The organism is Nocardioides rotundus (assembly GCF_019931675.1).
Classification (GTDB): domain Bacteria; phylum Actinomycetota; class Actinomycetes; order Propionibacteriales; family Nocardioidaceae; genus Nocardioides; species Nocardioides rotundus.
This window is the reverse complement of record NZ_CP082922.1, coordinates 3110779-3132260: the sequence shown is the minus strand read 5'-3', so window position 1 is coordinate 3132260 and position 21482 is coordinate 3110779. Positions and strand designations below refer to the sequence as shown.

The 21482-nt window shown below is 71.7% G+C and carries 23 protein-coding genes and 1 pseudogene; 14 read left to right on the top strand and 10 right to left on the bottom strand.

The genetic code is table 11. The features are described from left to right. Nucleotides 1–73: 73 nt before the first annotated feature. Both manA and K8W59_RS15470 read right to left on the bottom strand, forming a co-directional pair. Nucleotides 74–1306: a mannose-6-phosphate isomerase, class I gene (gene manA, locus K8W59_RS15475; protein WP_223395554.1), complete on the bottom strand. Its 1233-nt coding sequence runs from the start codon at nucleotides 1304–1306 to the stop codon at nucleotides 74–76. Continuing rightward, nucleotides 1306–1668, bottom strand: a complete 363-nt coding sequence (locus K8W59_RS15470; protein WP_223395551.1) for a DsrE family protein — start codon at nucleotides 1666–1668, stop codon at nucleotides 1306–1308. The genes manA and K8W59_RS15470 overlap by 1 nt, the downstream gene beginning before the upstream one ends. A 23-nt stretch (nucleotides 1669–1691) precedes the next feature. Here K8W59_RS15470 and K8W59_RS15465 point away from each other — a divergent pair, with 23 nt between their 5' ends. From K8W59_RS15465 to K8W59_RS15450, 4 genes are read left to right on the top strand one after another with little or no spacing between them, the layout of a single operon-like run. Further along, nucleotides 1692–2192, top strand: coding sequence for an FABP family protein (locus K8W59_RS15465; protein WP_223395534.1), 501 nt, complete (start codon nucleotides 1692–1694; stop codon nucleotides 2190–2192). 23 nt (nucleotides 2193–2215) lie between these two features. Beyond that, complete coding sequence (locus K8W59_RS15460) at nucleotides 2216–2638, top strand: Fur family transcriptional regulator (protein WP_223395531.1); 423 nt, start codon at nucleotides 2216–2218, stop codon at nucleotides 2636–2638. A gap of 25 nt (nucleotides 2639–2663) precedes the next feature. Then, nucleotides 2664–3641, top strand: a complete 978-nt coding sequence (gene ygfZ / locus K8W59_RS15455; RefSeq protein WP_397196031.1) for a CAF17-like 4Fe-4S cluster assembly/insertion protein YgfZ — start codon at nucleotides 2664–2666, stop codon at nucleotides 3639–3641. Then, nucleotides 3638–4048 (top strand): VanZ family protein, encoded by a 411-nt coding sequence (locus K8W59_RS15450; RefSeq protein WP_223395526.1) that lies wholly within the window; start codon nucleotides 3638–3640, stop codon nucleotides 4046–4048. The genes ygfZ and K8W59_RS15450 overlap by 4 nt, the downstream gene beginning before the upstream one ends. On the opposite strand, the gene cysN is transcribed toward K8W59_RS15450, so the two are convergent. The 4 genes from cysN to cysC form a co-directional block, all read right to left on the bottom strand. Next, on the bottom strand, nucleotides 4032–5282 hold the full coding sequence (cysN, locus tag K8W59_RS15445; RefSeq protein ID WP_263283319.1) for a sulfate adenylyltransferase subunit CysN: 1251 nt from the start codon (nucleotides 5280–5282) through the stop codon (nucleotides 4032–4034). The two genes, K8W59_RS15450 and cysN, sit on opposite strands and share 17 nt — an antisense overlap. Nucleotides 5283–5371: 89 nt before the next feature. Further along, complete coding sequence (gene cysD / locus K8W59_RS15440) at nucleotides 5372–6292, bottom strand: sulfate adenylyltransferase subunit CysD (RefSeq protein WP_223395523.1); 921 nt, start codon at nucleotides 6290–6292, stop codon at nucleotides 5372–5374. A 106-nt stretch (nucleotides 6293–6398) separates the two neighbouring features. Next, complete coding sequence (locus K8W59_RS15435; protein ID WP_223399861.1) at nucleotides 6399–7412, bottom strand: sulfite exporter TauE/SafE family protein; 1014 nt, start codon at nucleotides 7410–7412, stop codon at nucleotides 6399–6401. Nucleotides 7413–7444: 32 nt separating this feature from the next. After that, complete coding sequence (gene cysC / locus K8W59_RS15430; RefSeq protein WP_223395514.1) at nucleotides 7445–8656, bottom strand: adenylyl-sulfate kinase; 1212 nt, start codon at nucleotides 8654–8656, stop codon at nucleotides 7445–7447. Between the two features lie 115 nt (nucleotides 8657–8771). Between cysC and K8W59_RS15425 the strand changes: the two genes are divergently transcribed. From K8W59_RS15425 to K8W59_RS15400, 6 genes and pseudogenes are all read left to right on the top strand, one after another. Beyond that, nucleotides 8772–9734 carry a hypothetical protein gene (locus tag K8W59_RS15425; RefSeq protein WP_223395512.1) on the top strand — a complete coding sequence of 321 codons (963 nt, stop codon included), beginning with the start codon at nucleotides 8772–8774 and terminating at the stop codon, nucleotides 9732–9734. Then, nucleotides 9731–10102: pseudogene (locus tag K8W59_RS20400) on the top strand (glycosyltransferase family 2 protein); the annotation flags it as partial. The gene K8W59_RS15425 and the pseudogene K8W59_RS20400, both read left to right, overlap by 4 nt. A gap of 89 nt (nucleotides 10103–10191) precedes the next feature. Next, nucleotides 10192–11865 carry a hypothetical protein gene (locus K8W59_RS15415; protein WP_223395510.1) on the top strand — a complete coding sequence of 558 codons (1674 nt, stop codon included), beginning with the start codon at nucleotides 10192–10194 and terminating at the stop codon, nucleotides 11863–11865. A gap of 42 nt (nucleotides 11866–11907) precedes the next feature. Beyond that, nucleotides 11908–12900 (top strand): asparaginase, encoded by a 993-nt coding sequence (locus K8W59_RS15410; RefSeq protein WP_223395508.1) that lies wholly within the window; start codon nucleotides 11908–11910, stop codon nucleotides 12898–12900. Between the two features lie 135 nt (nucleotides 12901–13035). Next, entirely contained in the window at nucleotides 13036–13452 is a 417-nt protein-coding gene (locus K8W59_RS15405; protein WP_223395506.1) for a helix-turn-helix domain-containing protein, read from the top strand. A gap of 54 nt (nucleotides 13453–13506) precedes the next feature. After that, nucleotides 13507–14211, top strand: a complete 705-nt coding sequence (locus K8W59_RS15400; protein WP_223395504.1) for a hypothetical protein — start codon at nucleotides 13507–13509, stop codon at nucleotides 14209–14211. A 161-nt stretch (nucleotides 14212–14372) separates the two neighbouring features. Here the strand turns inward: K8W59_RS15400 and rfbB are convergent, their stop codons facing one another. Next, nucleotides 14373–15371 carry a dTDP-glucose 4,6-dehydratase gene (rfbB, locus tag K8W59_RS15395; protein ID WP_223395503.1) on the bottom strand — a complete coding sequence of 333 codons (999 nt, stop codon included), beginning with the start codon at nucleotides 15369–15371 and terminating at the stop codon, nucleotides 14373–14375. A 24-nt stretch (nucleotides 15372–15395) separates the two neighbouring features. Further along, on the bottom strand, nucleotides 15396–16412 hold the full coding sequence (galE, locus tag K8W59_RS15390) for a UDP-glucose 4-epimerase GalE (RefSeq protein ID WP_223395501.1): 1017 nt from the start codon (nucleotides 16410–16412) through the stop codon (nucleotides 15396–15398). A gap of 42 nt (nucleotides 16413–16454) precedes the next feature. Between galE and K8W59_RS15385 the strand changes: the two genes are divergently transcribed. From K8W59_RS15385 to npdG, 3 genes are all read left to right on the top strand, one after another. Continuing rightward, a complete protein-coding gene (locus K8W59_RS15385) occupies nucleotides 16455–17435 on the top strand; it encodes a GDP-mannose 4,6-dehydratase (protein ID WP_223395499.1) in 981 nt (326 codons plus the stop codon). Beyond that, nucleotides 17432–18388 carry a GDP-mannose 4,6-dehydratase gene (locus K8W59_RS15380; protein ID WP_223395497.1) on the top strand — a complete coding sequence of 319 codons (957 nt, stop codon included), beginning with the start codon at nucleotides 17432–17434 and terminating at the stop codon, nucleotides 18386–18388. The genes K8W59_RS15385 and K8W59_RS15380 overlap by 4 nt, the downstream gene beginning before the upstream one ends. A 168-nt stretch (nucleotides 18389–18556) precedes the next feature. Continuing rightward, the gene (npdG, locus tag K8W59_RS15375) at nucleotides 18557–19225 is read left to right on the top strand and encodes an NADPH-dependent F420 reductase (RefSeq protein WP_223395495.1); all 669 of its coding nucleotides are present in this window, start codon (nucleotides 18557–18559) and stop codon (nucleotides 19223–19225) included. Nucleotides 19226–19231: 6 nt separating this feature from the next. On the opposite strand, the gene K8W59_RS15370 is transcribed toward npdG, so the two are convergent. Next, nucleotides 19232–19795, bottom strand: coding sequence for a TetR/AcrR family transcriptional regulator (locus K8W59_RS15370; protein ID WP_223395493.1), 564 nt, complete (start codon nucleotides 19793–19795; stop codon nucleotides 19232–19234). A gap of 72 nt (nucleotides 19796–19867) precedes the next feature. Between K8W59_RS15370 and K8W59_RS15365 the strand changes: the two genes are divergently transcribed. After that, on the top strand, nucleotides 19868–20416 hold the full coding sequence (locus K8W59_RS15365; RefSeq protein WP_223395491.1) for a dihydrofolate reductase family protein: 549 nt from the start codon (nucleotides 19868–19870) through the stop codon (nucleotides 20414–20416). Nucleotides 20417–20589: 173 nt separating this feature from the next. Here K8W59_RS15365 and K8W59_RS15360 read toward each other — a convergent pair whose 3' ends face one another. Continuing rightward, nucleotides 20590–21480: a dihydropteroate synthase gene (locus tag K8W59_RS15360; protein WP_223395489.1), complete on the bottom strand. Its 891-nt coding sequence runs from the start codon at nucleotides 21478–21480 to the stop codon at nucleotides 20590–20592. Nucleotides 21481–21482: the final 2 nt, after the last annotated feature.

Here is a 21482-nt window from a genome sequence, read left to right as displayed (position 1 = left end):
TGTACGGCGACGCTACGTCACGACTACCTGATAAATGGTCGGCGAGCGAGCGGGCAACCGGAGGCAGCGCCCCTCAGCCCGGCACCGAGCAGACGGCGACCCGCCCGTCGCCGACCACCGAGACCGGCCCGTCGGCGGCGGAGAGGAAGACCGCTCCGCCGGGCGCGAGCGACTCGGTGGAGCCACCGGCCGCGACGGTGACGGTCCCGTCCAGGCAGAGCAGGATCCGGGGCCCGGTCGCGGGCAGGTCGTCGTAGACGCCCTCGGCGAGGGACAGCCGGAACTGCGCGACCGGCGGGGCGAACACCTCGACCCGCTCGGGGTCGCCGGCGGGCTCCCACAGCGGTGCGGGGGAGGGCTCGAAGGAGGTGATCTCGAGCAGCTCGGCGACGTCGACGTGCTTGGGCGTCAGCCCGGCGCGCAGCACGTTGTCGGAGTTGGCCATCACCTCCAGCCCGAAGCCGGAGGTGTAGGCGTGCACGACGCCGGCGTCGAGGTACATCGCCTCGCCGCGCGCGAGCACCACGTGGTTGAGCAGCAGCGTGACCAGCACGCCGGCGTCCTCGGGGTAGCGCTTGCCCAGCTGCGCGGTCTGCGCGAAGACCCGCAGGCTCTCCCGGGAGACGTCGTCGCGCGAGACCTCGGCCGGTCGGCGACGGCTCGAGATCGGGTGCGGACGGGCGTCGGCCGCGGCCGCGGCGGCGGTGACGTCGGCGACGAGGGCGGGTACGTCGTCCTGGGGCAGCCGCAGCAGGTAGGTCACCACGTCGCGCAGCACCTCGGCAGGGGGCGAGGGCACGGAGAGCCGCTCGGCGACCTCGTCGAGGAACGGCACGCCGAGCATCCGCAGGATCTCCGCGGACCGCTCGGGGGTGCGCCAGCCGGCCATCCCCTCGAACCGGGTCAGCGCCAGCACCAGCTCGGGCTTGGCGGAGCGGTCGCGATAGTTGCGCGCTGGGGCGGAGACGGGGACACCCGCGGCGTCCTCGGCGTCATAGCCCGCGGCGGCCTGCGCGGAGTCGGGGTGGACCTGCAGGGAGAGCGGCTCCGCGGCGGCCAGTAGCTTCATCAGGAACGGCAGGCCCTCGAAGTGCTCGGCCACCTCCGCCCCGAGGAGGGAGGCGGGATCCGCGGCCACCGCGGCGTCCAGGCCGCGGCCGTCGGGGAGCGTGGAGGGGTCGCTCGGGTGCGCCCCCAGCCACAGCTCGGCCCACGGCTCGCCGTCGTCGGGCACGCCCAGCAGCCGCGGCAGGTGGCTCCGCGACCCCCAGGCGTAGTGCCGGACCGGGTTGGTCAGCCGCCACATCAGTAGACGACCGCCTGCGCTCCCTCGGCCAGGATCTCCTCGGTGAAGACCGGGGCGCCGGCGATCCGCACGCCGTCGATCAGGTCGGCCTGCGTGAGCGAGCGCCGGGCCGCGCACTGGGAGCACACGGTGAGGGTGCCGCCGGCCAGGACCACGTCGCGCAGGTCCGCCAGTGGGGTGGCCAGCGGCAGGTCGAACTCCTCGGCGCGCCCGGGGGCGCCGTACCACGCGGCCTCGCCGGTGAGCCACAGCGACACCTCGGCCCCCGCGGCGACCGCGGCCGCGGCGACGGTGAAGGCCTGGTTGCAGCGCTCGGGGTCGTCGGAGCCGCAGGTCGCCTTGAGCACGAGTCGCCGGGTCATGCTGACACCCTAGACTCGGGCGCATGCCGTTCGAGATCCCGGACAACATCCATGAGAACACCGCCCGCCTGGCCTGGCTGCTCGGCACCTGGGAGGGCAGTGGCAAGGGCGACTACCCCACGATCGAGCCGTTCGAGTTCCGCCAGCGGATCATCTTCCAGCAGGACGGGCGCCCGTTCTTCCACTACATGAGCACCTCCGAGCTGGTCGACGCCGAGGGCAACGTGATCCGGCCGGCCGCCCAGGAGACGGGCTACCTGCGCCCACAGCCGGACGGCACGATCGAGTGGGTGATGGCGCACAACACCGGCATCGTGGAGATCTGGCACGGCCAGCTGCACGAGGAGCAGCCGCGGTTCGAGATCGTCACCGACGCGGTGGCGCGCACTGCGACAGCCCAGGACTACACCGGCGGGAAGCGGCTCTACGGCTACGTCGACGGCGACCTGATGTATGCCTTCGACATGGCCGCGATGGGTCAGGAGCTGCAGCCCCACCTGTGGGCGCAGCTGAAGCGGGCCTGACCCGCCGACCGGGAGGGGAGGCGATGGACGAGGAGCGGCTCAGCGCGACCCTGCGCGAGCGCGGCCTGCGGCTCACCCCGCAGCGCGAGCTGATCCTGCGCGCGGTCGAGCGGCTCGGGCACGCCACTCCGGACCAGGTGCACGCGGAGGTGCGCACCCACTCCGACGCGGTCAACCTGTCCACCGTCTACCGCACCCTGGAGCTCCTCGACGAGCTCGGTCTGATCCGGCACGCGCACCTGAGCGACCGGGCGCCGACCTACCACGCGGTCAGCGACCACGAGCACTTCCACCTGGTCTGCCGTGACTGCGGCCGGGTGATCAGCAAGGACCGGGCCGAGCTCGCGCCGCTGGCCGAGCGGCTCGCCGACGAGGACGGCTTCCGGATCGACGTGGCCCACCTCACCGTCTTCGGCACCTGCGGGGAGTGCGCCGGCCGGGCCTGAGGCGGGCACCCGTCCGGCGCGTACCCTGGGAGGCGTGACCAGCCCCCTTCTGGACCTGCCCGGAGCGGTCGCCGGCGACGGCGTCGACGCGCCCGTGGCCGCGCACTACGGCTCCTTCAACACCGAGCAGCGGGCGCTCGAGGCGCTTGACGCGTTCGTCGACCTCTCCCACCGCGACGTGGTGCGGATCGAGGGTCCGGACCGGCTCACCTGGCTGCACTCGCTCACCACCCAGCACCTCGAGCAGCTGCCGCCCAAGCAGGCCACCGCGGCGCTGCTGCTGAGCCCGCAGGGGCACGTGGAGCACGCGTTCGTGGGGTACGACGACGGCGAGGCGTTCTGGGCGCACACCGAGCCCGGCGCGGGGGCCGCCCTGGCCGAGTGGCTGGACCGGATGCGCTTCATGCTGCGGGTCGAGGTCTCCGACGTGACCGCCGACTGGGCGGTCACGTGGCGCCCGCGCGAGGCGGACCAGATCGACGACATCGGCGCCGCGCTGGCGGCGTACGAGCTCATCCCGCGCGCGAAGCTGACGGAGTACGCCGCTGCGGCGGGGCAGCCGGCCGGCGTCTGGGCCTTCGAGGCGCTGCGGATCGCCCGCGGCGAGCCGCGCTTCGGGGTGGACACCGACCACCGCACCATCCCCAACGAGGTGGGGTGGATCCCGTCGGCGGTGCACCTGGACAAGGGTTGCTACCGCGGGCAGGAGACGGTCGCGCGGGTGCACACGCTGGGCCGCCCGCCGCGCCGGCTGACCCTGCTGCACCTGGACGGCTCGGAGAACCGGCTGCCCGCGCCCGGCTCGCCGGTGACGGCGGGGGAGCGGGAGGTCGGCTTCCTCGGCAGCGCCGCCCGGCACCACGAGCTCGGCCCGATCGGGCTGGCGCTGCTCAAGCGCAACGTGCCGACCGACGAGACGCTCACCGTGGACGGCATGCCGGCGGCGCAGCAGGTCGTCGTCGACCCCGAGGTGGGTCTGCACGTGCGGCCGAAGCTGAGGTGAGGGGGCGGCTCCTCCTCGCCCTGGTCGCCGCCTCCTTGGTGGTGCTCGGCTGTGTGGTCTTCCAGGCCACCGGCAGCCTGCCGACGCGGGTGGTGTCGGCGGTCACCGAACAGCTGCTCGCGATCGGGGTGTCGCCGACGCTGGCGGAGAGCTCGCGGGTCGAGTTCGCCCTCAACGTGGCGATGTTCGTTCCACCGGTGGCGGTCGCGGCGCTGCTGCTGCCCCGGATCCGCTGGTCGGAGTGGGTGGTGATCGCCTTCGTCGTGTCCGGCGTAGTGGAGCTGGTGCAGGGGTTCCTCCTGCCGGACCGCTCGGCGACCTTCTCCGACGTGGTCGCCAACACGCTCGGCGGCCTGATCGGCGCGCTCGCGGTGTCGGCGACCCGACGGGTCAGCTCCCGGAGTTGATCATCCCCGCGCCGACGGTGACACCGGTCTGCTCGTCGATCAGGATGAACGAGCCGGTGGTCCGGTTCTTGGAGTAGGGGTCGCACAGCAGCGGCACCGTGGTGCGCAGCTGGACGCGGCCGACCTCGTTGAGCCCGAGCTCCTTGGTCTCCTGGTCACGGTGCAGGGTGTTGACGTCCAGGCGGTACTGGATGTCCTTGACCATGGCGCGGCCGGTGCGTGTGGTGTGCTTGATCGCCAGCTTCTGCCGGGGCTGCAGCGGCTTGTTGGTCATCCAGCAGACCATCGCGTCGATGTCCTGCGCGGGGGTGGGCGCGTTCTTCACCCGGGCGATCATGTCGCCGCGGGAGACGTCCACGTCGTCGGCCAGCCGCACCGTCACCGACATCGGCGGGAATGCCTCCTCGACCTCCTGGTCGAACAGGTCGATGCCCTCGATGGTCGAGGTCATGCCGCTGGGCAGCACGACGACCTCGTCGCCCGGCTTCAGCACGCCGCCGGCCACCTGGCCGGCGTACCCCCGGTAGTCGTGGAACTTGTCCGACTTCGGGCGGACGACGTACTGCACGGGGAAGCGGGTGTCGACCAGGTCGCGGTCGGAGGCCACGTGCACGTGCTCGAGGTGGTGCATGAGCGTCGGGCCGGAGTACCACGGCATGTTCTCCGAGCGGGTCACCACGTTGTCGCCCTGGAGCGCGGAGATCGGGATGACCTCCAGGTCCGGGATGGACAGCTTGGTGGCGAACTGGGTGAACTCCTTGTGGATCTTGTCGAAGACGGCCTGGTCGAAGTCGACGAGGTCCATCTTGTTCACCGCGAGCACCAGGTGCGGGACCCGCAGCAGCGAGAGGAGCACGGCGTGCCGCCGGGACTGCTCGGTCAGGCCCTGCCGCGCGTCCACCAGCACCAGGCCCAGGTCGGCGGTCGAGGCGCCGGTGACCATGTTGCGGGTGTACTGGATGTGGCCGGGGGTGTCGGCGATGATGAACTTGCGGTTCGGCGTCGCGAAGTAGCGGTAGGCCACGTCGATCGTGATGCCCTGCTCGCGCTCGGAGCGCAGACCATCGGTCAGCAGCGCCAGGTCGGTGTAGTCGTAGCCCTTGGCCTGCGAGGAGGTCTCCACCGCCTCCATCTGGTCCTCGAAGATCGCCTTGGAGTCCAGCAGCAGGCGGCCGATCAGGGTCGACTTGCCGTCGTCCACCGAGCCGGCGGTGGCGAAGCGGAGCAGGTCCATCTCGCCCTGCTCCTGCACGACGTTCTCCTCGTACTTCTCGCCCAGGTCCACGCCCTGGTCGATGTTGGCGTCAGCAGTCTGGTCGGCCATCAGAAGTAGCCCTCCTTCTTCCGGTCCTCCATCGCTGCCTCGGAGAACTTGTCGTCGCCGCGGGTCGCGCCGCGCTCGGTGACGCGGGCGATCGCGATCTCGTCGATGATCTTCTCGATGGTGTCCGCCTCGGACTCCACCGCACCGGTCAGGGTCAGGTCGCCGACCGTGCGGAAGCGCACCGTCTTCTCCTCGACCTGCTCGCCGTCCTTGGTGGGGTTGAAGTCGGACTCGGTCATCCACATGCCGCCGCGGTTGAAGACGCGGCGCTGGTGGGCGTAGTAGATCGACGGGATGTCGATCTGCTCGCGACCGATGTAGTGCCAGATGTCCAGCTCGGTCCAGTTCGACAGCGGGAAGATCCGCATGTGCTCGCCCTCGTGCAGCCGGCCGTTGTAGAGGCTCCACAGCTCGGGGCGCTGGTTCTTCGGGTCCCACTGGCCGAAGTCGTCGCGGTGGGAGTAGACGCGCTCCTTGGCGCGGGCCTTCTCCTCATCGCGGCGGCCGCCGCCGAAGGCGGCGGTGAAGCCGTTCTCCTCGATCGCGTTGAGCAGGGTGCCGATCTGGAGTCGGTTGCGGGTGGTCTTGCCGTCCTCGTGGACGATCCCGTTCTTGATCGCCTCCTCCACGCTGGCGACGATCATCTTGGTGCCCAGCCGCTCGACCCAGCGGTCGCGGCACTCCAGCACCTCGGGGAAGTCGTATCCGGTGTCGACCTGCAGCAGCGGGAACGGCACCTTGGCGGGGTAGAACGCCTTCTCGGCGAGCCGCAGCATGACGATCGAGTCCTTGCCGCCGGAGAACATCAGCACCGGCTTCTCGAACTCGGCGGCCACCTCGCGGAAGATGTGGATCGACTCCGCCTCGAGCTGGTCCAGCTGGCTCAGCTGATAGTCGGCGTGGGTTGGTGGGGCACTCATCAGGTCGGTCTCGCCTCTCGGTGTCGCGGGCCTCGTCATGCTATCGGGCGGTCGGCGCGCACACCGCATCATGACCAGGGTGCGTCGCGCCACGTCGTACGGCGCCTCAGTCGCCGCCGGTGTGCTTCATCCCGACGACGCCGGGACGGTACGCCGGGTCCTCCAGCTGGGCCACCGTGGGGGACCCGAACATCGGCAGACCGTGTGTGCGCCGGATCAGCCCCCAGACCAGCGGCAGCAGGACGAGCATCGCCAGGCCCACCCCGGCGATCAGCATCGGGTAGGTCTCGTCGTCGCCGGCGCCGAGCGGGGCCCACCCGGCCTTGTCCAGCAGGGCGATCCCGGACATGGTCAGCACGATCACGATGCCGCGCCGGATGATCGACTGCGGCACCCGCGGCGCCAGCTTGCTGCCGAGCATGGTGCCCGGCACCGAGCCGATGAGCAGCGGGATGAGCAGGCCCCAGTCGAGCCCGTGCAGGGCGATGTTGGAGATCGCCGCCGCGATCACCAGCGGCACCGCCTGCACCAGGTCGGTCCCGACCAGGCGCACGGCGGACAGGCCGGGGTAGAGCATCAGCAGCGAGATCATGATGACCGAGCCGGACCCGACGCTGGTGACGCCGACCAACAGGCCGCCGAAGGCGCCGACCAGCAGCGTGGCCAGGTGGCGGACCTGCGGGTTGTCGTCCTCGGCGTAGGAGCCCGCGCGCACGCGGCGCAGGTTGATGTAGAGCCGGGCGGCGTAGGTGGCCGCGGCGAAGAGCAGCGCGAAGCCGAGGTAGATCTTCAGCTGGTGCTCCAGGGCCGCCGGGTCGCCGGCGATCCACTTCACCAGGTGCGGCCCGGCGAGCGCGGTCGGGATCGACCCGATCATCAGCCACTTGGCCATCTCCATGTTGGGCGAGCCCTCGCGGCGGTGCACCAGCGCGCCACCGGTCTTGTAGACCGCCGCGGCGGTGAGGTCGGCGGTGATCACCGTGGTCGGGTTGCCCACGCCCAGGAAGAGCAGGGCCGGCGTCATCAGGGCGCCACCGCCCATCCCGGTGAGGCCGACGACGATGCCGACCAGGAAGCCGGCGAGGGCGATCGATGCGGCGCCGACCGTGAGCAGATCCATCACGGGGGGTAAGTGTAGTGAGCCGAGTGGATTTATTCGTTGTCCGGACGGCCGCGTCGCAGGTCGAGACGACCCGTGGCGGCCAGCGCGTCCACCACCTCGTCGAGGCACTCCTCGATGCTGCGGCCGGTGGTGTCCACGCGGACGTCCGCGTCCGCAGGCTCCTCGTACGGCGAGGAGATGCCGGTGAAGTCGGGGATCTCGCCGCGCCTGGCCTTGGCGTAGAGGCCCTTACGGTCCCGCCGCTCGCACTCCTCCACCGGGGTCGCGACGTGCACCAGGAAGAACGCGCCCCCGGCGTCGTCGACCATCTGCCGCACCTGCTGGCGGGTCTGATCGAAGGGGGCGATCGGGCTGCACACCGCGACGCCGCCGTGCCGGGAGATCTCCGCGGCCACCCAGCCGATCCGGCGGATGTTGGTCTCGCGGTCGGCGCGGCTGAAGGTGAGGCCGGCGCTCAGGTTCCGGCGTACGACGTCGCCGTCGAGGCTGGTGACCGTGCGGCCGCCGCGCTCCAGCAGCCGGTCCAGCAGGGCGCGGGCGATGGTGGACTTGCCGCTCCCGGAGAGCCCGGTGAAGAAGACGACCAGCCCCTGCTCCTCCGGCGCCGGGCGGTCCTCGGCGACGACCGCGGCCACGGTCTCGGGGTAGCCCTCGTCCTCACCGCGTCCGCGCAGGGCATGCACGGCATCCTCCCCTGCGTAGGTGCGCACCACCTGCACGCCCAGGTCGTGGTCGGTCTCGGCGTCGTCGTGGCTGGGCAGCGGGACGGTGACCACCTCCGCGTCGGGGAGCAGCGCGGCGGCGGCGAGGGTGGCACGGACCATGGCGACCGGCGAGAGGTCGCCTGTGCCGGTCCCGTTGAGGACCAGCAGCAGGAGCGGGCCGAGCTCGCGCAGCTCCGCCAGGTCCCGCTCGGCGAGGGGTCCGGTGACCGGCACGACCGTGCGGCCGGCGTACTGCTCCCGCACCTGCGCGGGGGAGAGCTGCAGCCGGCGGAAGGGGCCGTACTGCGCGTGCGTGAGCGCCTCCACCGGCCAACCGCCCTGCGGGCGCACCGTGACCCGCGCCAGCGGCAGACCCTCGGGGTCCACCAGCTCGACCTGCTCGCCGGCGTCCTCCGGGAGCGTCAGCGTGACCGGGCTGCCCGGCTCGTTGAAGGCGGTCAGCGGTGCGTAGCCGCCGGTGGTGAGGAGCTCGAGGTCGTCGAGCTCGCGGGGCGTCGGAAGGTGCTGAAGGACCACGGGGGGATTGTGCCAGTCGGCGCGCGGGGGGAGACACGGACCGCGAGAACCTCTAGCCTCTATGCCGATCGGCCGTCGTGACGGTCCATCGCCCATCCTCGGAAAGGCTCCTGTCATGAGTGACCCGACCGTGGCCCCTGCCCCTGCGACCATGACGAAGGTCGGCCGCCGGTTCCTCGGCCGGCTCGCCGCCCAGGCGACCTCGGGGGTCTTCCTCGAGATCGGGCCGCTGTTCGGCTCCTCCACCCAGGAGATCGCCGCGTCACGGCGCCGGGAGGCGCCGCTGCACACGATCGACACGTTCGCGCCGGCACCGTGGATCGAGCGCCGCCTGGGGCGCAACCTCAGCCGCCGGGCCTTCGACGAGTACACCTCCCACATCCCCGGCCTGGTGGTGCACGAGGGCTTCGCTCCCGACGTGGTACGCGACTCCTGGTCCGAGCCGATCGGGTTCTACTTCGACGACGCCACGCACGGCGACCCCGGCTGGAGCAACAACTTCGACTTCTTCAGCCGGTTCTTCACCGAGGACGCGATCGTGTGCGGCGACGACTTCGCCGGCGGCTGGCCGGACATCCCGCGCAACGTCACCCGGATCGCGGAGGACTGGGGCTGCGAGCTGTTCGTGATCGGGCGGGTGTGGGCGATCACCCGGTCCCGTCCCGAGCGCATCGCGACCGCCGTCGAGGAGACGGTCCCCGGCCTCGCCGGTGCCAGGCTGGCCACTCAGCACGACCAAGACTACGGCTCGAGGCCGGCGGCCGCTTGGAGCCAGGGCCTGCATCGGCGCCGCCCCCTCACCTCGTTCTGCTTCAGCGGCGATCCGGTCGCCGACCTCCGCTTCACCACCTACGACTCCGACGGGAGCCCGATCGGCGAGTACGGCGCCGGCGAGTGGGTGGCGCTGGACCGGGCTCACGGCCTAGTCGTGTCGGGGCCCGACTGCGTCGGCTACCAGCTCTGCCTGGCCGGGCTGCAGCGGACGGAGAACACCAAGACGTTCCGCGCCGGCAGCAGGTTCGACCTGCCCGAGGGGTCGGACATCGTCGCGATCCGCCTGGAGGTGGTCGAGCGATGAGCGGACGCGGACTGGCCCAGGGGATCCCCAACGACGTCACGGTCAAGAGCAGCTACTTCGCCCCCCGGGACCTGCGCCTGGAGGCCGACGAGATCGTCGTGATCGCCTGCGGGCGCAACGAGGGCCACCGCCTTCCCTCCTTCCTGGACTACTACCGACGGCTCGGCGTCGACCGCTTCCTGTTCGTGGACAACGCATCCAGCGACGGGACCCGGGAGCTCTTGGAGGACCAACCGGACGTCGAGTACTTCATGACCACGACCAGCTACCGCGGGAGCTCGTCGGGCCGGCTGTGGACCCAGGAGCTGGCGGAGACCTATGCGGTCGGTCACTGGGTGTTGACCGTGGACGTCGACGAGCTCCTGGTGTTCCCGGGAGCCGAGCCCTGGGGCTCCGCGAGCTGTGCGACTACCTGGACGAGCGCGGCCAGGAGGGCCTGTTCACGCTCTTCCTCGACATGTTCTCCGACAGGCCGCTCTCGGAGGCCGTCTGCACGCCCGACAGCGACCCGCGCGAGGTCTGCCCCTACTTCGAGCCCGACAGCTACAGCATCCGCCCGGCGACCAACCCGCCCTTCGTCGGCGTCTTCGGCGGGCCGCGGGGCCGGCTGTTCCAGGAGCAGGACCCGCGCGACCGCGGACCGATGATGAAGAAGGTGCCGCTGGTCAAGTGGGCACGCGGCTTCAGCTACATCTACTCCACCCACTCCCATCGCTTCGTCCAGCTCTCCGACATCACCGGCGCGCTCCTGCACTTCAAGTTCATCAGCACCTTCTCCCAGGTCGCTGCCGGGGAGTCGGGGCGCGGCGACCGGCGTCAGCTGCTGGACTACGCGGTCTACGAGCGGACCGTGGAGGACCGGCTCTCCCTCTTCAGCGAGCGGTCCTGCCGCTACCAGGGGCCGCGGCAGCTGGTGGGTCTGGGGATGATGTGCGCCTCCGAGGCCTACCGCCATCACGTTGAGCGGGTCCTCGGCGCCCGCGACCCGGCGATGGACCGGAGCGACGCCGCGCTGCTGGCGGCGCAGGCCCTCCCGGCTCCGTCCCAGGACGTCCCCCCGACCTCGGTCCGCGCGCTGCCGATGATCTGGCCCTACGTCAGCAACTCCGCGATCGGTCAGCACTTCGGGAAGCGGACCCCCCGTAGCCTCGACCACCGGGCGGCTCTCGTCGACCACCTGCGGCGACGGGTGCACGTGATCAGGGTCGCGGCCGACCATCTCCTGCTCAGGCTGGACGAGACGGTGCTGCACCGCTGGGAGCGCAGCGGCCTGGGCCTCGCCGTGCTGGTCGACGACTGCGAGGTTCGGCGGCTGCTGATCGACGGCTCGGACCCGGGCCTGAGCGTCGACACCTCCTCGCTGGAGCCGGGCACCGTCCGGGTCGAGCTGGACCTCGCCGCACACGTGGTTCCCGGGCTGCCCGGCAGGGTGGCGGTCTACGTCTTCGACGGAGTCGCCGAGCGGGACGCCGGGGCAGCCGGCGCCGCGCCGACGCCCGCGATGGACTGGCTCATCCACTCCCAGGCGTGGGTGACGGAGGGCGCGACCACCGACGGAAGCGGCGGGTTCAACGGCGCGATCGAGCGGGTGACGGAGGGTGCGCTGCGCGGCTGGGTCTACGACTGCGAGAACGATCGGTTCGACCTGCAGGTGGCCGTCTTCATCGACGGCCGGCTGGTGCGCGTGGCCAGGGCCAACCGCCGGCGCCGGCGGCTGGCCGGCGTCCGCGGACGTCGACCGGCGGGGATCGGGCGCGGCTTCCGGATCCCCCTGCCCCTCGGCTACTTCGAGGAGCACGGCGCCGACACCATGACGATCGAGGCGTTCGTGGCCGGGACCAGCATCGCGATCACCCGGTCGCCGCTGGTGCTGAACCGGGGAGACAGGTACGCCGAGTGGTTGCCCGAGGAGCGGAGCTGGCGGACCGCGGCCCAGGAGCTGCCCGAGATCTCCGAGCCGAGCGGGCCGCCGGACCTCGCCGCCCCGCGGAACGGACGACGCCTCGTCCTAGGGCCGATCTGGCAGTCCCTCCAGCGGCGCCGGCCGAACGGCGCCGCGTCGGGGCCTCCTCGGGGTGCCGCGTCCCCCGGCCGGGACCGGACGTCCCCGGACTCGATGCCGCTGCGCTGACCCCGACGTGACGGCAGGCTGGTGAGCACTAGGGTCGCGGTCATGCCGGTCGAGTTCCTCTCCGCTCCCCAGCCTCCCGTCGTCGAGGTGGTCCGCTCCGAGGTCGTCGAGGGCCGCCATCACGGCGCCGTCGTGGCGATCGACCCGGACGGCTCGGTCGCCTGGTCGGTCGGCGACGTCACCCGACCGGTGCTGCCGCGCTCGTGCAACAAGCCGCTGCAGGCGGTGGCGATCGCGCGCCTCGGGCTCGAGCTGCCCTCGGACCTGCGGGCGCTCTCGAGCGCGTCGCACTGGGGCGAGGACTTCCACGTCGAGGGAGTACGCCGCATCCTGGCCGGCGCCGGGCTCGATGAGGACGCCCTGCAGTGCCCGCCCGACTGGCCGACCGCGCAGGCGGCACGGGACGCGCTCGTGCGCGCCGGTGAGGGGGAGACGCGGGTGCGGATGAACTGCTCGGGCAAGCACGCGGCGATGCTCGCCACCTGCGTCCTCAAGGGGTGGCCGACCGAGTCCTATCTGGATCCGTCGCATCCGCTGCAGGCCGAGATCCGCGCCGTGGTGGAGGAGTACACCGGCGAAGAGGCCTACGTCGCGGTCGACGGCTGCGGCGCCCCACTGCTGTCCACCTCGCTGACCGGGCTGGCGCGGGCGTTCTCCCTGGTCGCTCGCGGGTTGTCGGGCACGGGGGCGCCGGACCCGGCGGCCGCCGCGGTCGCCTCCGCGATCCGCGAGCACCCGGCCTGGGTGTCGGGCACCGGTACCTCCGAGCTGGCCCTGCACGACGCCGTACCCGGACTCATCGCGAAGGCCGGCGCCGAGGGCTGTTACGCCGTCGGGCTGGCCGACGGGCGCGCGTTCGCGCTCAAGGTCGACGACGGGGCCGAGCGGGCCCGGACGGTGCTGATGGCCGCGGCGCTGGAGCGCTCCGGGGTGCTCGACCTGCCCGGGGTGGACGCCGCCGCGGTGCGCCGTACCGGTGAGCACGTGCTGTTCGGCGGCGGGCGGCCGGTCGGCCTCCTCCGGGCTCTCGTCTGAGCCTGCTAGCAACGCCTGCAAACGTATGGCGAACACCTGAACAGAGCCTGAGATCCCGGTGAAACAAGGGGTTCTGTGAGTGGAGTCACGCGCTCCCGATTTGAAGTGCTAGCAGGTTGCTAGCACTATGGGGGCATGGCGAAGGGGAAGGTGTCGAAGACCGTCGGGTCGCTCGGCGAGTACCTCAGGGAGCAGCGGCTCGGTGCCGAGCTGTCCCTGCGGCAGCTCGCGGAGCAGGCCGGCGTCTCGAACCCCTACCTGAGCCAGATCGAGCGTGGTCTGCGGCGGCCCTCGGCCGAGGTGCTGCAGCAGATCGCGAAGGCGCTGCGGATCTCCGCGGAGCAGCTCTATGTCCAGGCCGGGATCGTCAGCCCGGACGACGGCGTGGGCGGCTCGGTGGAGCTCGCGATCCTGGGCGACACCCGCCTCACGGAGCGCCAGAAGCAGTCCCTGCTGGACGTCTACCAGGCGTTCGTGGCCGGTGCCCCCGTGACCGGGGACGTCGTCGCGGACTCCGCGGCGGACCTCTCGGAGCCCGGCGACAAGGACTGACCCGAGACTTCCGGCGCTCTCGCGCCGGTTCACCCATCCGATAAGGAGCAGAGCATGGCCACCAAGTTCGACATCCGCACCGAGGCCCGCAAGCCGTTCCTCGCCTACGTCGGGGTCGTCGACCTCGCCGTCGAGCGGGTCCGCGACGCGGTCTCCACCGCGCAGGAGCGCATCGAGTCGGCGCAGAACCGCTTCGAGTCCGCGCAGAAGGACGTGCGCACCGCGGTCGAGAACCCGCAGGCCACGGTCAAGAGCCGCCGCAAGGAGATCGAGAAGCGCGTCGCCGACCTGCAGGCCCGCGCCGAGGCCGCCCCGGGCAAGGCCCGCGCCGCCTTCGACGAGAACGTCGAGGCCGTCAACGAGGTCTACACCGACCTGGCCAAGCGCGGTGAGTCCCTGGTGCGTCGCGTGCGCAACCAGGAGTCCACCAAGGAGACCGTCTCCTCGGCCAAGACCACCGTCGCCAAGGCGAAGACCACCCGGACCCAGGCCACCAAGGCGGCCTCCACCACCGCGAAGTCCACCCCGACCGCGGCGAAGAAGTCGACCAACGCGGCCAAGAAGTCCAACGCCAAGAAGGCCCCGGCCAAGAAGACCGCGAAGAAGGCCACCGGCGCCGCCAAGCAGGCCACCGGCACCGCTCAGCGTCGCCAGCGCGCCGCCAACTCCAGCGCCAAGGCCACCGCCACCTCCGCCCGCAAGACCGCCTCGAACGCCGCCAAGGCCGTCGCGGACGCCGCGGAGAAGGTCGGCGACTGACCCACCGCCTTCGCGGGGCGGCCGTGTGAGGACCGGCCCTCGGCTCAGGCAGAGCAGGCCCCCGGGACCCGAGTGGTCCCGGGGGTCTTCGCGTTCCCTGGCGCGCCGTACCCCCCTCGTGGCGCCCCCGCCTCCGCCTCGCTTCCGCCCCCGCAGCCGCGCTACTGGCCCCGGGCGGCGTACGCGGCCTCGACGGCCTCCTTGTGGGGGCGCCACCAGTCCTCGTGGGCGCGGTACCAGCCGATGGTGGCGGCCAGGCCGGACTCGAAGTCGGAGAACACCGGCGACCAGCCGAGCTCCGAGCGCAGCTTCTCCGACTCGATCGCGTAGCGCAGGTCGTGGCCGGCGCGGTCGGTGACGTGCTCGAAGTGGTCCTCATCGCGACCCATCAGCCGCAGGATCATCCGGACCACGTCGAGGTTCGACTTCTCCCCGTCCGCCCCGATCAGGTAGGTCTCGCCGATCCGCCCGCGCTCCAGGATCCGCAGCACCGCGGAGGAGTGGTCCTCGGTGTGGATCCAGTCACGCACGTTCTCGCCCGTGCCGTAGAGCCGCGGCCGCCGGCCCATCAGGATCTCGGTGATCTGCCGCGGGATGAACTTCTCCACGTGCTGCCACGGCCCGTAGTTGTTCGAGCAGTTCGACAGCGTCGCCTGCACCCCGAACGAGCGCACCCACGCCCGGACCAGGTGGTCCGAGGCCGCCTTGGAGGCGGAGTACGGCGACGACGGCTGGTAGGCCGTCTCCTCGGTGAACCGCTGCGGGTCGTCCAGCTCGAGGTCGCCGTACACCTCGTCGGTCGAGACGTGGTGCAGCCGCCGCCCGTGCTGTCGCACCGCCTCCAGGATCGTGTACGTGCCCACGATGTTGGTCTGGATGAACGGGCTCGGATCCTCCAGCGAGTTGTCGTTGTGCGACTCCGCGGCGTAGTGCACGACCGCGTCGCAGGCCCGCACCAGCGGCTCGACCGTCCCGGGCTGCGCGATGTCGCCGATCACCAGGTCGAACCGGTCCGCGGGCAGGCCGGCCAGGGCCGCCTCGGACGCGGCGTAGGTGAGCTTGTCCAGCACGGTCACGTGCGCGTCGGTGTGCGCCAGCACGTGGTGGACGAAGTTGGAGCCGATGAAGCCGGCCCCACCGGTCACGAGAATGCGGTCCATGGCGTCCGATCCTAGGGAAGCGGTTCAGGCGTCGTCGTACCCGTTGGGGTTCTGCTGCTGCCACCGCCAGGTGTCCGCGCACATGTCGTCCACGGACCGGGTGGTCTGCCAGCCCAGCTCGCGGTTGGCCTTCGCCGGGTCGGCGTAGGAGACCGCGACGTCGCCGGGGCGGCGGGCGACGACCTCGTACGGCAGCTCGTGCCCGACCGCGCGCTCGAAGGCGTGCAGCAGCTCGAGCACGCTGGTGCCGCGGCCCGAGCCGAGGTTCCACACGCTCACCGGCTCCTCCGTCGAGGTCAGCGCCTCCAGCGCCGCGACGTGCCCGGCGGCGAGGTCCTCGACGTGGATGTAGTCGCGCACGCCGGTGCCGTCGGGGGTGTCGTAGTCGTCGCCGAAGACGTTCAGCCTCTCCCGGCGGCCGACCGCGACCTGGGCGATGAACGGCATCAGGTTGTTCGGGATCCCCGACGGGTTCTCCCCGATCGTGCCGGAGGCGTGCGCGCCGACCGGGTTGAAGTAGCGCAGTAGCGCGAATCGCAGCGTGGGATCGGCGACCGCGATGTCGCGCAGGATCTGCTCCTGCATCACCTTGGTCCAGCCGTAGGGATTGGTCGCGAACGTGGGCCGGTCCTCGGTCGCGCCGGCCTGGTCGGTGCCGTAGACGGTGGCGCTGGAGGAGAACACCAGCTTGTCCACACCATGCCTGCGCATCGCCCGGACCAGGGAGAACGTCGAGCCCAGGTTGTTCTCGTAGTAGTCCAGCGGCTTCTCCACGCTCTCCCCGACCGCCTTGAGCCCGGCGAAGTGGATGACCGCGTCGAAGCCCTCGGTCGCGAAGAGGTGCTCGGTCTTGTCCTCGTCGAGCAGGTCGAACGCGTGCACCGGGAGGTGCCGCCCCGCCAGCGCCTCCAGCCGCCCGATCACCGCGGGCTGGGAGTTGCTGAAGTTGTCGACGATGACCACGTCGTGGCCGGCTTGGACGAGCTGGAGCACCGTGTGCGAGCCGATGTAGCCGGCGCCGCCGCTGACGAGGATCTTCATGTCGGTCACCCTACGGGCGGGGCTGCTGCGACACTGTGCGCCATGCCCAGCGCGCTCATCACCGGCATCACCGGTCAGGACGGCCTCTACCTCGCCGAGCATCTGGTCGCGAAGGGGTACGACGTCCACGGCGTGATCCGCGGCCAGAACAACCCGCGCCGCGAGCTGGTCGAGCGGCTGGTGCCCGAGGTGCGCTTGCACAACGGCGATCTCACCGACCTCTCCAGCCTGATGCGCGCGCTGCGCGACGCCGAGCCGGACGAGGTCTACAACCTCGGTGCCGTCTCGTTCGTCGCCTACTCCTGGGAGAACGCGTTCGTCACCAGCGACGTCACCGCGTTCGGCGTGCTCAACATCCTCGAGGCGGTGCGGCTGCACGCCGGCGACGACCCGGCGGCGGTGCGCTTCTACCAGGCGAGCTCCTCGGAGATGTTCGGCAAGGTGCAGGAGGTGCCGCAGTCGGAGGGGACGCTGCTGTGGCCGCGCTCGCCGTACGGCGTGGCGAAGGCCTACGGGCACCACATGACCATCAACTACCGCGAGTCCTACGGCATGCACGCCTCGTCGGGGATCCTCTTCAACCACGAGTCGCCGCGGCGCGGGCCGGAGTTCGTCACCCGCAAGATCAGCCAGGCGGTCGCGCGGATCTCGCTCGGGCTCGCCGACGAGCTCGTGCTCGGCAACCTCGACGCGCGGCGCGACTGGGGCTTCGCCGGCGACTACGTCGACGCGATGTGGCGGATGCTGCAGCAGCCCGAGCCGGGCGACTATGTGGTCGCCACCGGGCGCACCCACTCGATCCGGGACTTCCTCGACGTCGCCTTCGGCTGCGTCGGCATCGCCGACTGGGAGCCCTATGTGCGCCAGGACCCCGCCTTCATGCGGCCCGCGGAGGTCGACGAGCTGGTCGGCGACGCCGGCCGTGCCCGCGAGGTCCTCGGCTGGACGCCGACCATCTCCTTCGAGGAGCTGGTCTCGATGATGGTGCTGGCCGACATCGAGGCCGTGAAGGCGGGCTGGTGACCGACGTCGCGCTCGTCACCGGGGTCGCCGGTCAGGACGGGTCCTACCTCGCCGAGCGGCTGCTCGCCGACGGGCTCGCGGTCCACGGGCTGGTGCGCCCCGGGTCCGCGGGGTCGCCGTACCTGCCTCGGGGCGTCGTGGTGCACGAGGGCGATGTGCGGGACGCCGACGCGATGCGCCGGCTGCTGCTCGACCTGGCGCCGCGGGAGGTCTACAACCTCGCGGCGGTCTCGTCGGTCGCGCGGTCGTGGGCCGAGCCGGAGCTGGTGGCGCAGGTCAACGGGCGCGCGGTCGAGGGGCTCCTGGCCGCTGTGGCGGAGCTCGCCGACCGCGCGCCGGTGGCGTTCGTGCAGGCCTCGAGCGCGGAGATCTTCGGCGCGCCGGGGGAGGCGCCGCAGTCGGAGGAGACGGCCGTGGCGCCGGTCAACCCGTACGGCGAGGCCAAGGCGGCCGCCCACCGCGCGGTCGCCGCGTGGCGCGATCGCGGGCTGTTCGCCGGCTCGGCGATCCTCTTCAGCCACGAGTCGCCGCGCCGCCCGCCCTCGTTCGTGTCGCGCAAGATCACCCGTGCCGTCGCGGCGATCGCGCGGGGGGAGCAGGCGGAGCTGGTGCTCGGCAACACCGACGCCCGGCGCGACTGGGGGTGGGCGCCGGACCACGTGGACGCCATGGTGCGGATGGCCCGGGCCGCGGAGCCGGGGGACTTCGTGGTCGCGACCGGCGAGGCGCGCTCGGTGCGGGAGTTCGTGGAGGCGGCGTTCGCGCGGGCGGGGGTGACCGACTGGTCGTCGTACGTCCGGACCGACCCGGACCTGGTCCGCCCCGCTGACCCGGTCGAGCAGGTCGGCGATGCCTCACGTGCGCGGCAGGTCCTGGGCTGGGCGCCGACCATCGGCTTCGAGGAGCTGGTCGCCCACCTCGTCGCCGCCGACCTCCCCAACCTCCCCCGCTGACCCGCCGAGTCGGCGCTTGTTCACCCCGAGTCGGCGCTAGTTCACGTCGAGTCGGCGCTAGTTGACGCCGAGTCGGCGCCAGTTGACGTCGAGTCGGCGCTTGTTCACCCCGAGTCGGCGCCTATCCCCGCGGAGCCGGCGCCCGTCGCCCCGACTAGGGTCACCCCCATGGATGAGGCGCTCGAGGGCAAGATCGTCGCGGTGCTCGGTGGGACCGGGCCGCAGGGACGGGGGCTGGCCCGGCGCTGGGCCCGGGCCGGGATCCCGGTCGTGATCGGCTCGCGCTCCGCCGAGCGCGCCGCCCAGACCGCGACCGACCTAGCCGAGGCGACCGGCGGGACCGTCTCCGGCGCCGACAACGCGAAGGCCGCCGACCAGGGCGACATCGTCGTGGTCGCCGTCCCCTGGGACGGCCACAGGGAGCTGCTCGCCGCGCTCGCGCCGCAGCTCGTCGGCAAGGTGGTCGTGGACTGCGTGAACCCGCTCGGCTTCGACAAGCAGGGCCCCTATCCGCTCGTCGTTGAGGAGGGCTCGGCCGCCCAGCAGGCCGCCGCCGTACTCCCCGAATCGACGGTGATCGGCGCCTTCCACAACGTCTCAGCGGTGCTGCTGGAGGACGACGACGTGGCCTCCGTCGACACCGACGTACTCGTCCTCGGCGAGGACCGCGACGCGGTCGACCTGATCCGCGCGCTCGCCGGCGCGATCCCGGGAGTGCGGGGTTGGTACGCCGGCCGGTTGCGCAACGCGCACCAGGTCGAGGCGCTCACCGCGAACCTGATCGCGATCAACCGGCGATACAAGGCGCACGCCGGGGTGCGGATCACCGACGTGTAGCGCGCCTCACGCCGTGAGCCTGCGCGCGGCCTGGGCGACGACGTCGCCGGCCGGCGACTCGGGGTGCAGGGGGATGGTGAGGGCGTCGAGTACGGCGCCGTTCACCACGTGGTGCATCAACAGCACCTGGTCGCGACCGCCGGGCAGGCCGCGCTCCTGGTGGAAGGCGACATCCGCTTCGAAGCCCTGCTGCAGGACGGGCGCCAGCACCGCGCGTACGTCCTCGGATCGGGCGGCCTCCAGGCGCAACTCGATCAGGGCCGTCGCCACGTGGGGGTGCTCGAGGAGCCGCTCGGTGACGTAGGTCGCGTAGCCGGCTGCCGCGTCCTCGACCGGGAGGTCGGCGAGCTGCTCGAGCCGGTCCGGATCAGGGGCCAGGAGCTGGAAGACCTCGTGCGCCATGGCCAGCAGCAGCTCGGCGCGGGTGGGGAAGTAGTTCGCGCACGTGCCCAGGGGGAGCCCGGCCTGCCGGTCCACGGCCCGGTGGGTCAGCGCCCGCGGACCCTCCGTCCCCAGGACGGTGATCGCCGCATGGGCGAGCTGCGTACGGCGTGCGGGGTTGGCGACCATGACCCGACCCTATGGCAACCAGCACGGATGTTGTGATTGAGTGTCCACAACATCTGTTGTGATTGGAGTGTCGTGAGGAAGCTCGTCTACTACATCGCCGCCAGCATCGACGGCTACATCGCCGACTCGAGCGGAGACACCTCGGTCTTCCCGGTGTGTCAGGAGACCCTGGACGACCTGTTCGCCCGCTACCCCGAGACCTGTCCCCAGCACCTGCGCGAGACCTTGGGTGTGACCGGATCGCCCCGCCGCTTCGACACGGTGATCCTGGGCCGCCGTACGCATGAGCCCGCCTTGCGAGCCGGTCTCACCAGCGCCTACCCGCACCTGCGTCAGCTGGTGGTGACCCACCGGGACCTTCCCGAGGACCCCACCGTTGAGGTCATCTCGGGCGATCTGGGCGCTGAGGTCTCCTGTCTCAAGGGTGAAGCGGGAGGGGACATCTGGCTCTGCGGCGGGGGCGACGTGGCCGCTCAGCTGCTGGACGAGATCGACGAGATCCAGGTCAAGGTCAACCCGATCACACTGGGCGGCGGCATGCCGTTGATCGGCTCCGCTGTCCGGCGCCGCGCTCCTGGCGGGTGGACGGTGTCGAGCCGCTCGCCGGCGGCGTCGTCCTGATGACGTATGCCCCGGTGGACCGGTGACTCTGCGCCGCCACCCCAGGGTCGCCGTACTCGGGGTCGACAAGCGCCGACTCGGGGTGAAGTAGCGCCGACTCGGGGTCGACAAGCGCCGACTCGGCATATGGGGGGTGAGTTGTTGTGGGGAGAGGGGAGCTGGGGGGAGGGGCGTTAGCGGAGGGAGAGGCGCTGGAGGGCGGTGAGGACGACGCGGAGGTGGGCGACCTCGTGGACCCGGAGCAGGTGGGAGCCGCCGAGGGCGGCGAAGGTGCCGTAGAAGCCCTCGGCGAGGCGGTACTGGTCGCCGAAGAGGTCGTGGGTGTTGGGCAGCACGTTGAGCACGGGCACGCCGAGGGGGCGGAGCCGGAAGGCCTGGCTGAGCACCCGCATCTGGAAGCCGGCGCGGGTCATCGGATCGAGCAGGTTGCGGTAGTGGAACCCGATCCCCGGGTCGATCACGATCTTGGTCACCCCGCGCGAGCGCGCATCGTCCAGACGGCGGGAGAAGTGGTCCAGCAACACCGGGAAGGGGTCGCCGTCGAGGGGGACGGCGCCCTCCTCGCGCACGTTCGCCCGCTCCCCGAAGCACAGGACGACGGCCGCATCGTGCTCGGCGGCGAGGTCGAGCATCTCCTCCTCGTGCTGCCGCCCGGTGAGGTTGAGCACCTGCGCCCCGGCGGACAGGCACGCCCGCACCACCGACGGCTCGTAGGTCTCCACGCTCACGACGGCCTCGCGGGCGAGCGCCTTGACCACCGGCACCAGCTGCTGCGCCTGGTCCTCCGGGCTCACCCGCGCGGCGGCGGCGTCGCTGGCCTCGGCCCCCAGGTCGATGATCGCGGCCCCCTCGGCCGCCTGCACCCGCGCCATCCGCACCGCGTCCTCGGCGTCGACCGCGATCGAGGTGCGGTAGTAGGAGTCCTGGGAGAGGTTCACGCACCCCATCAGGGTCGGTCGGCCGTCGCCGATGACGACGTCGCCGACGCGCACCGGGTCGACCGGATGCGCCCAGGAGTCGGCGTGCTCGGCATGGAGGGAGGCGAGATCAGGCAGGGAGATCACCT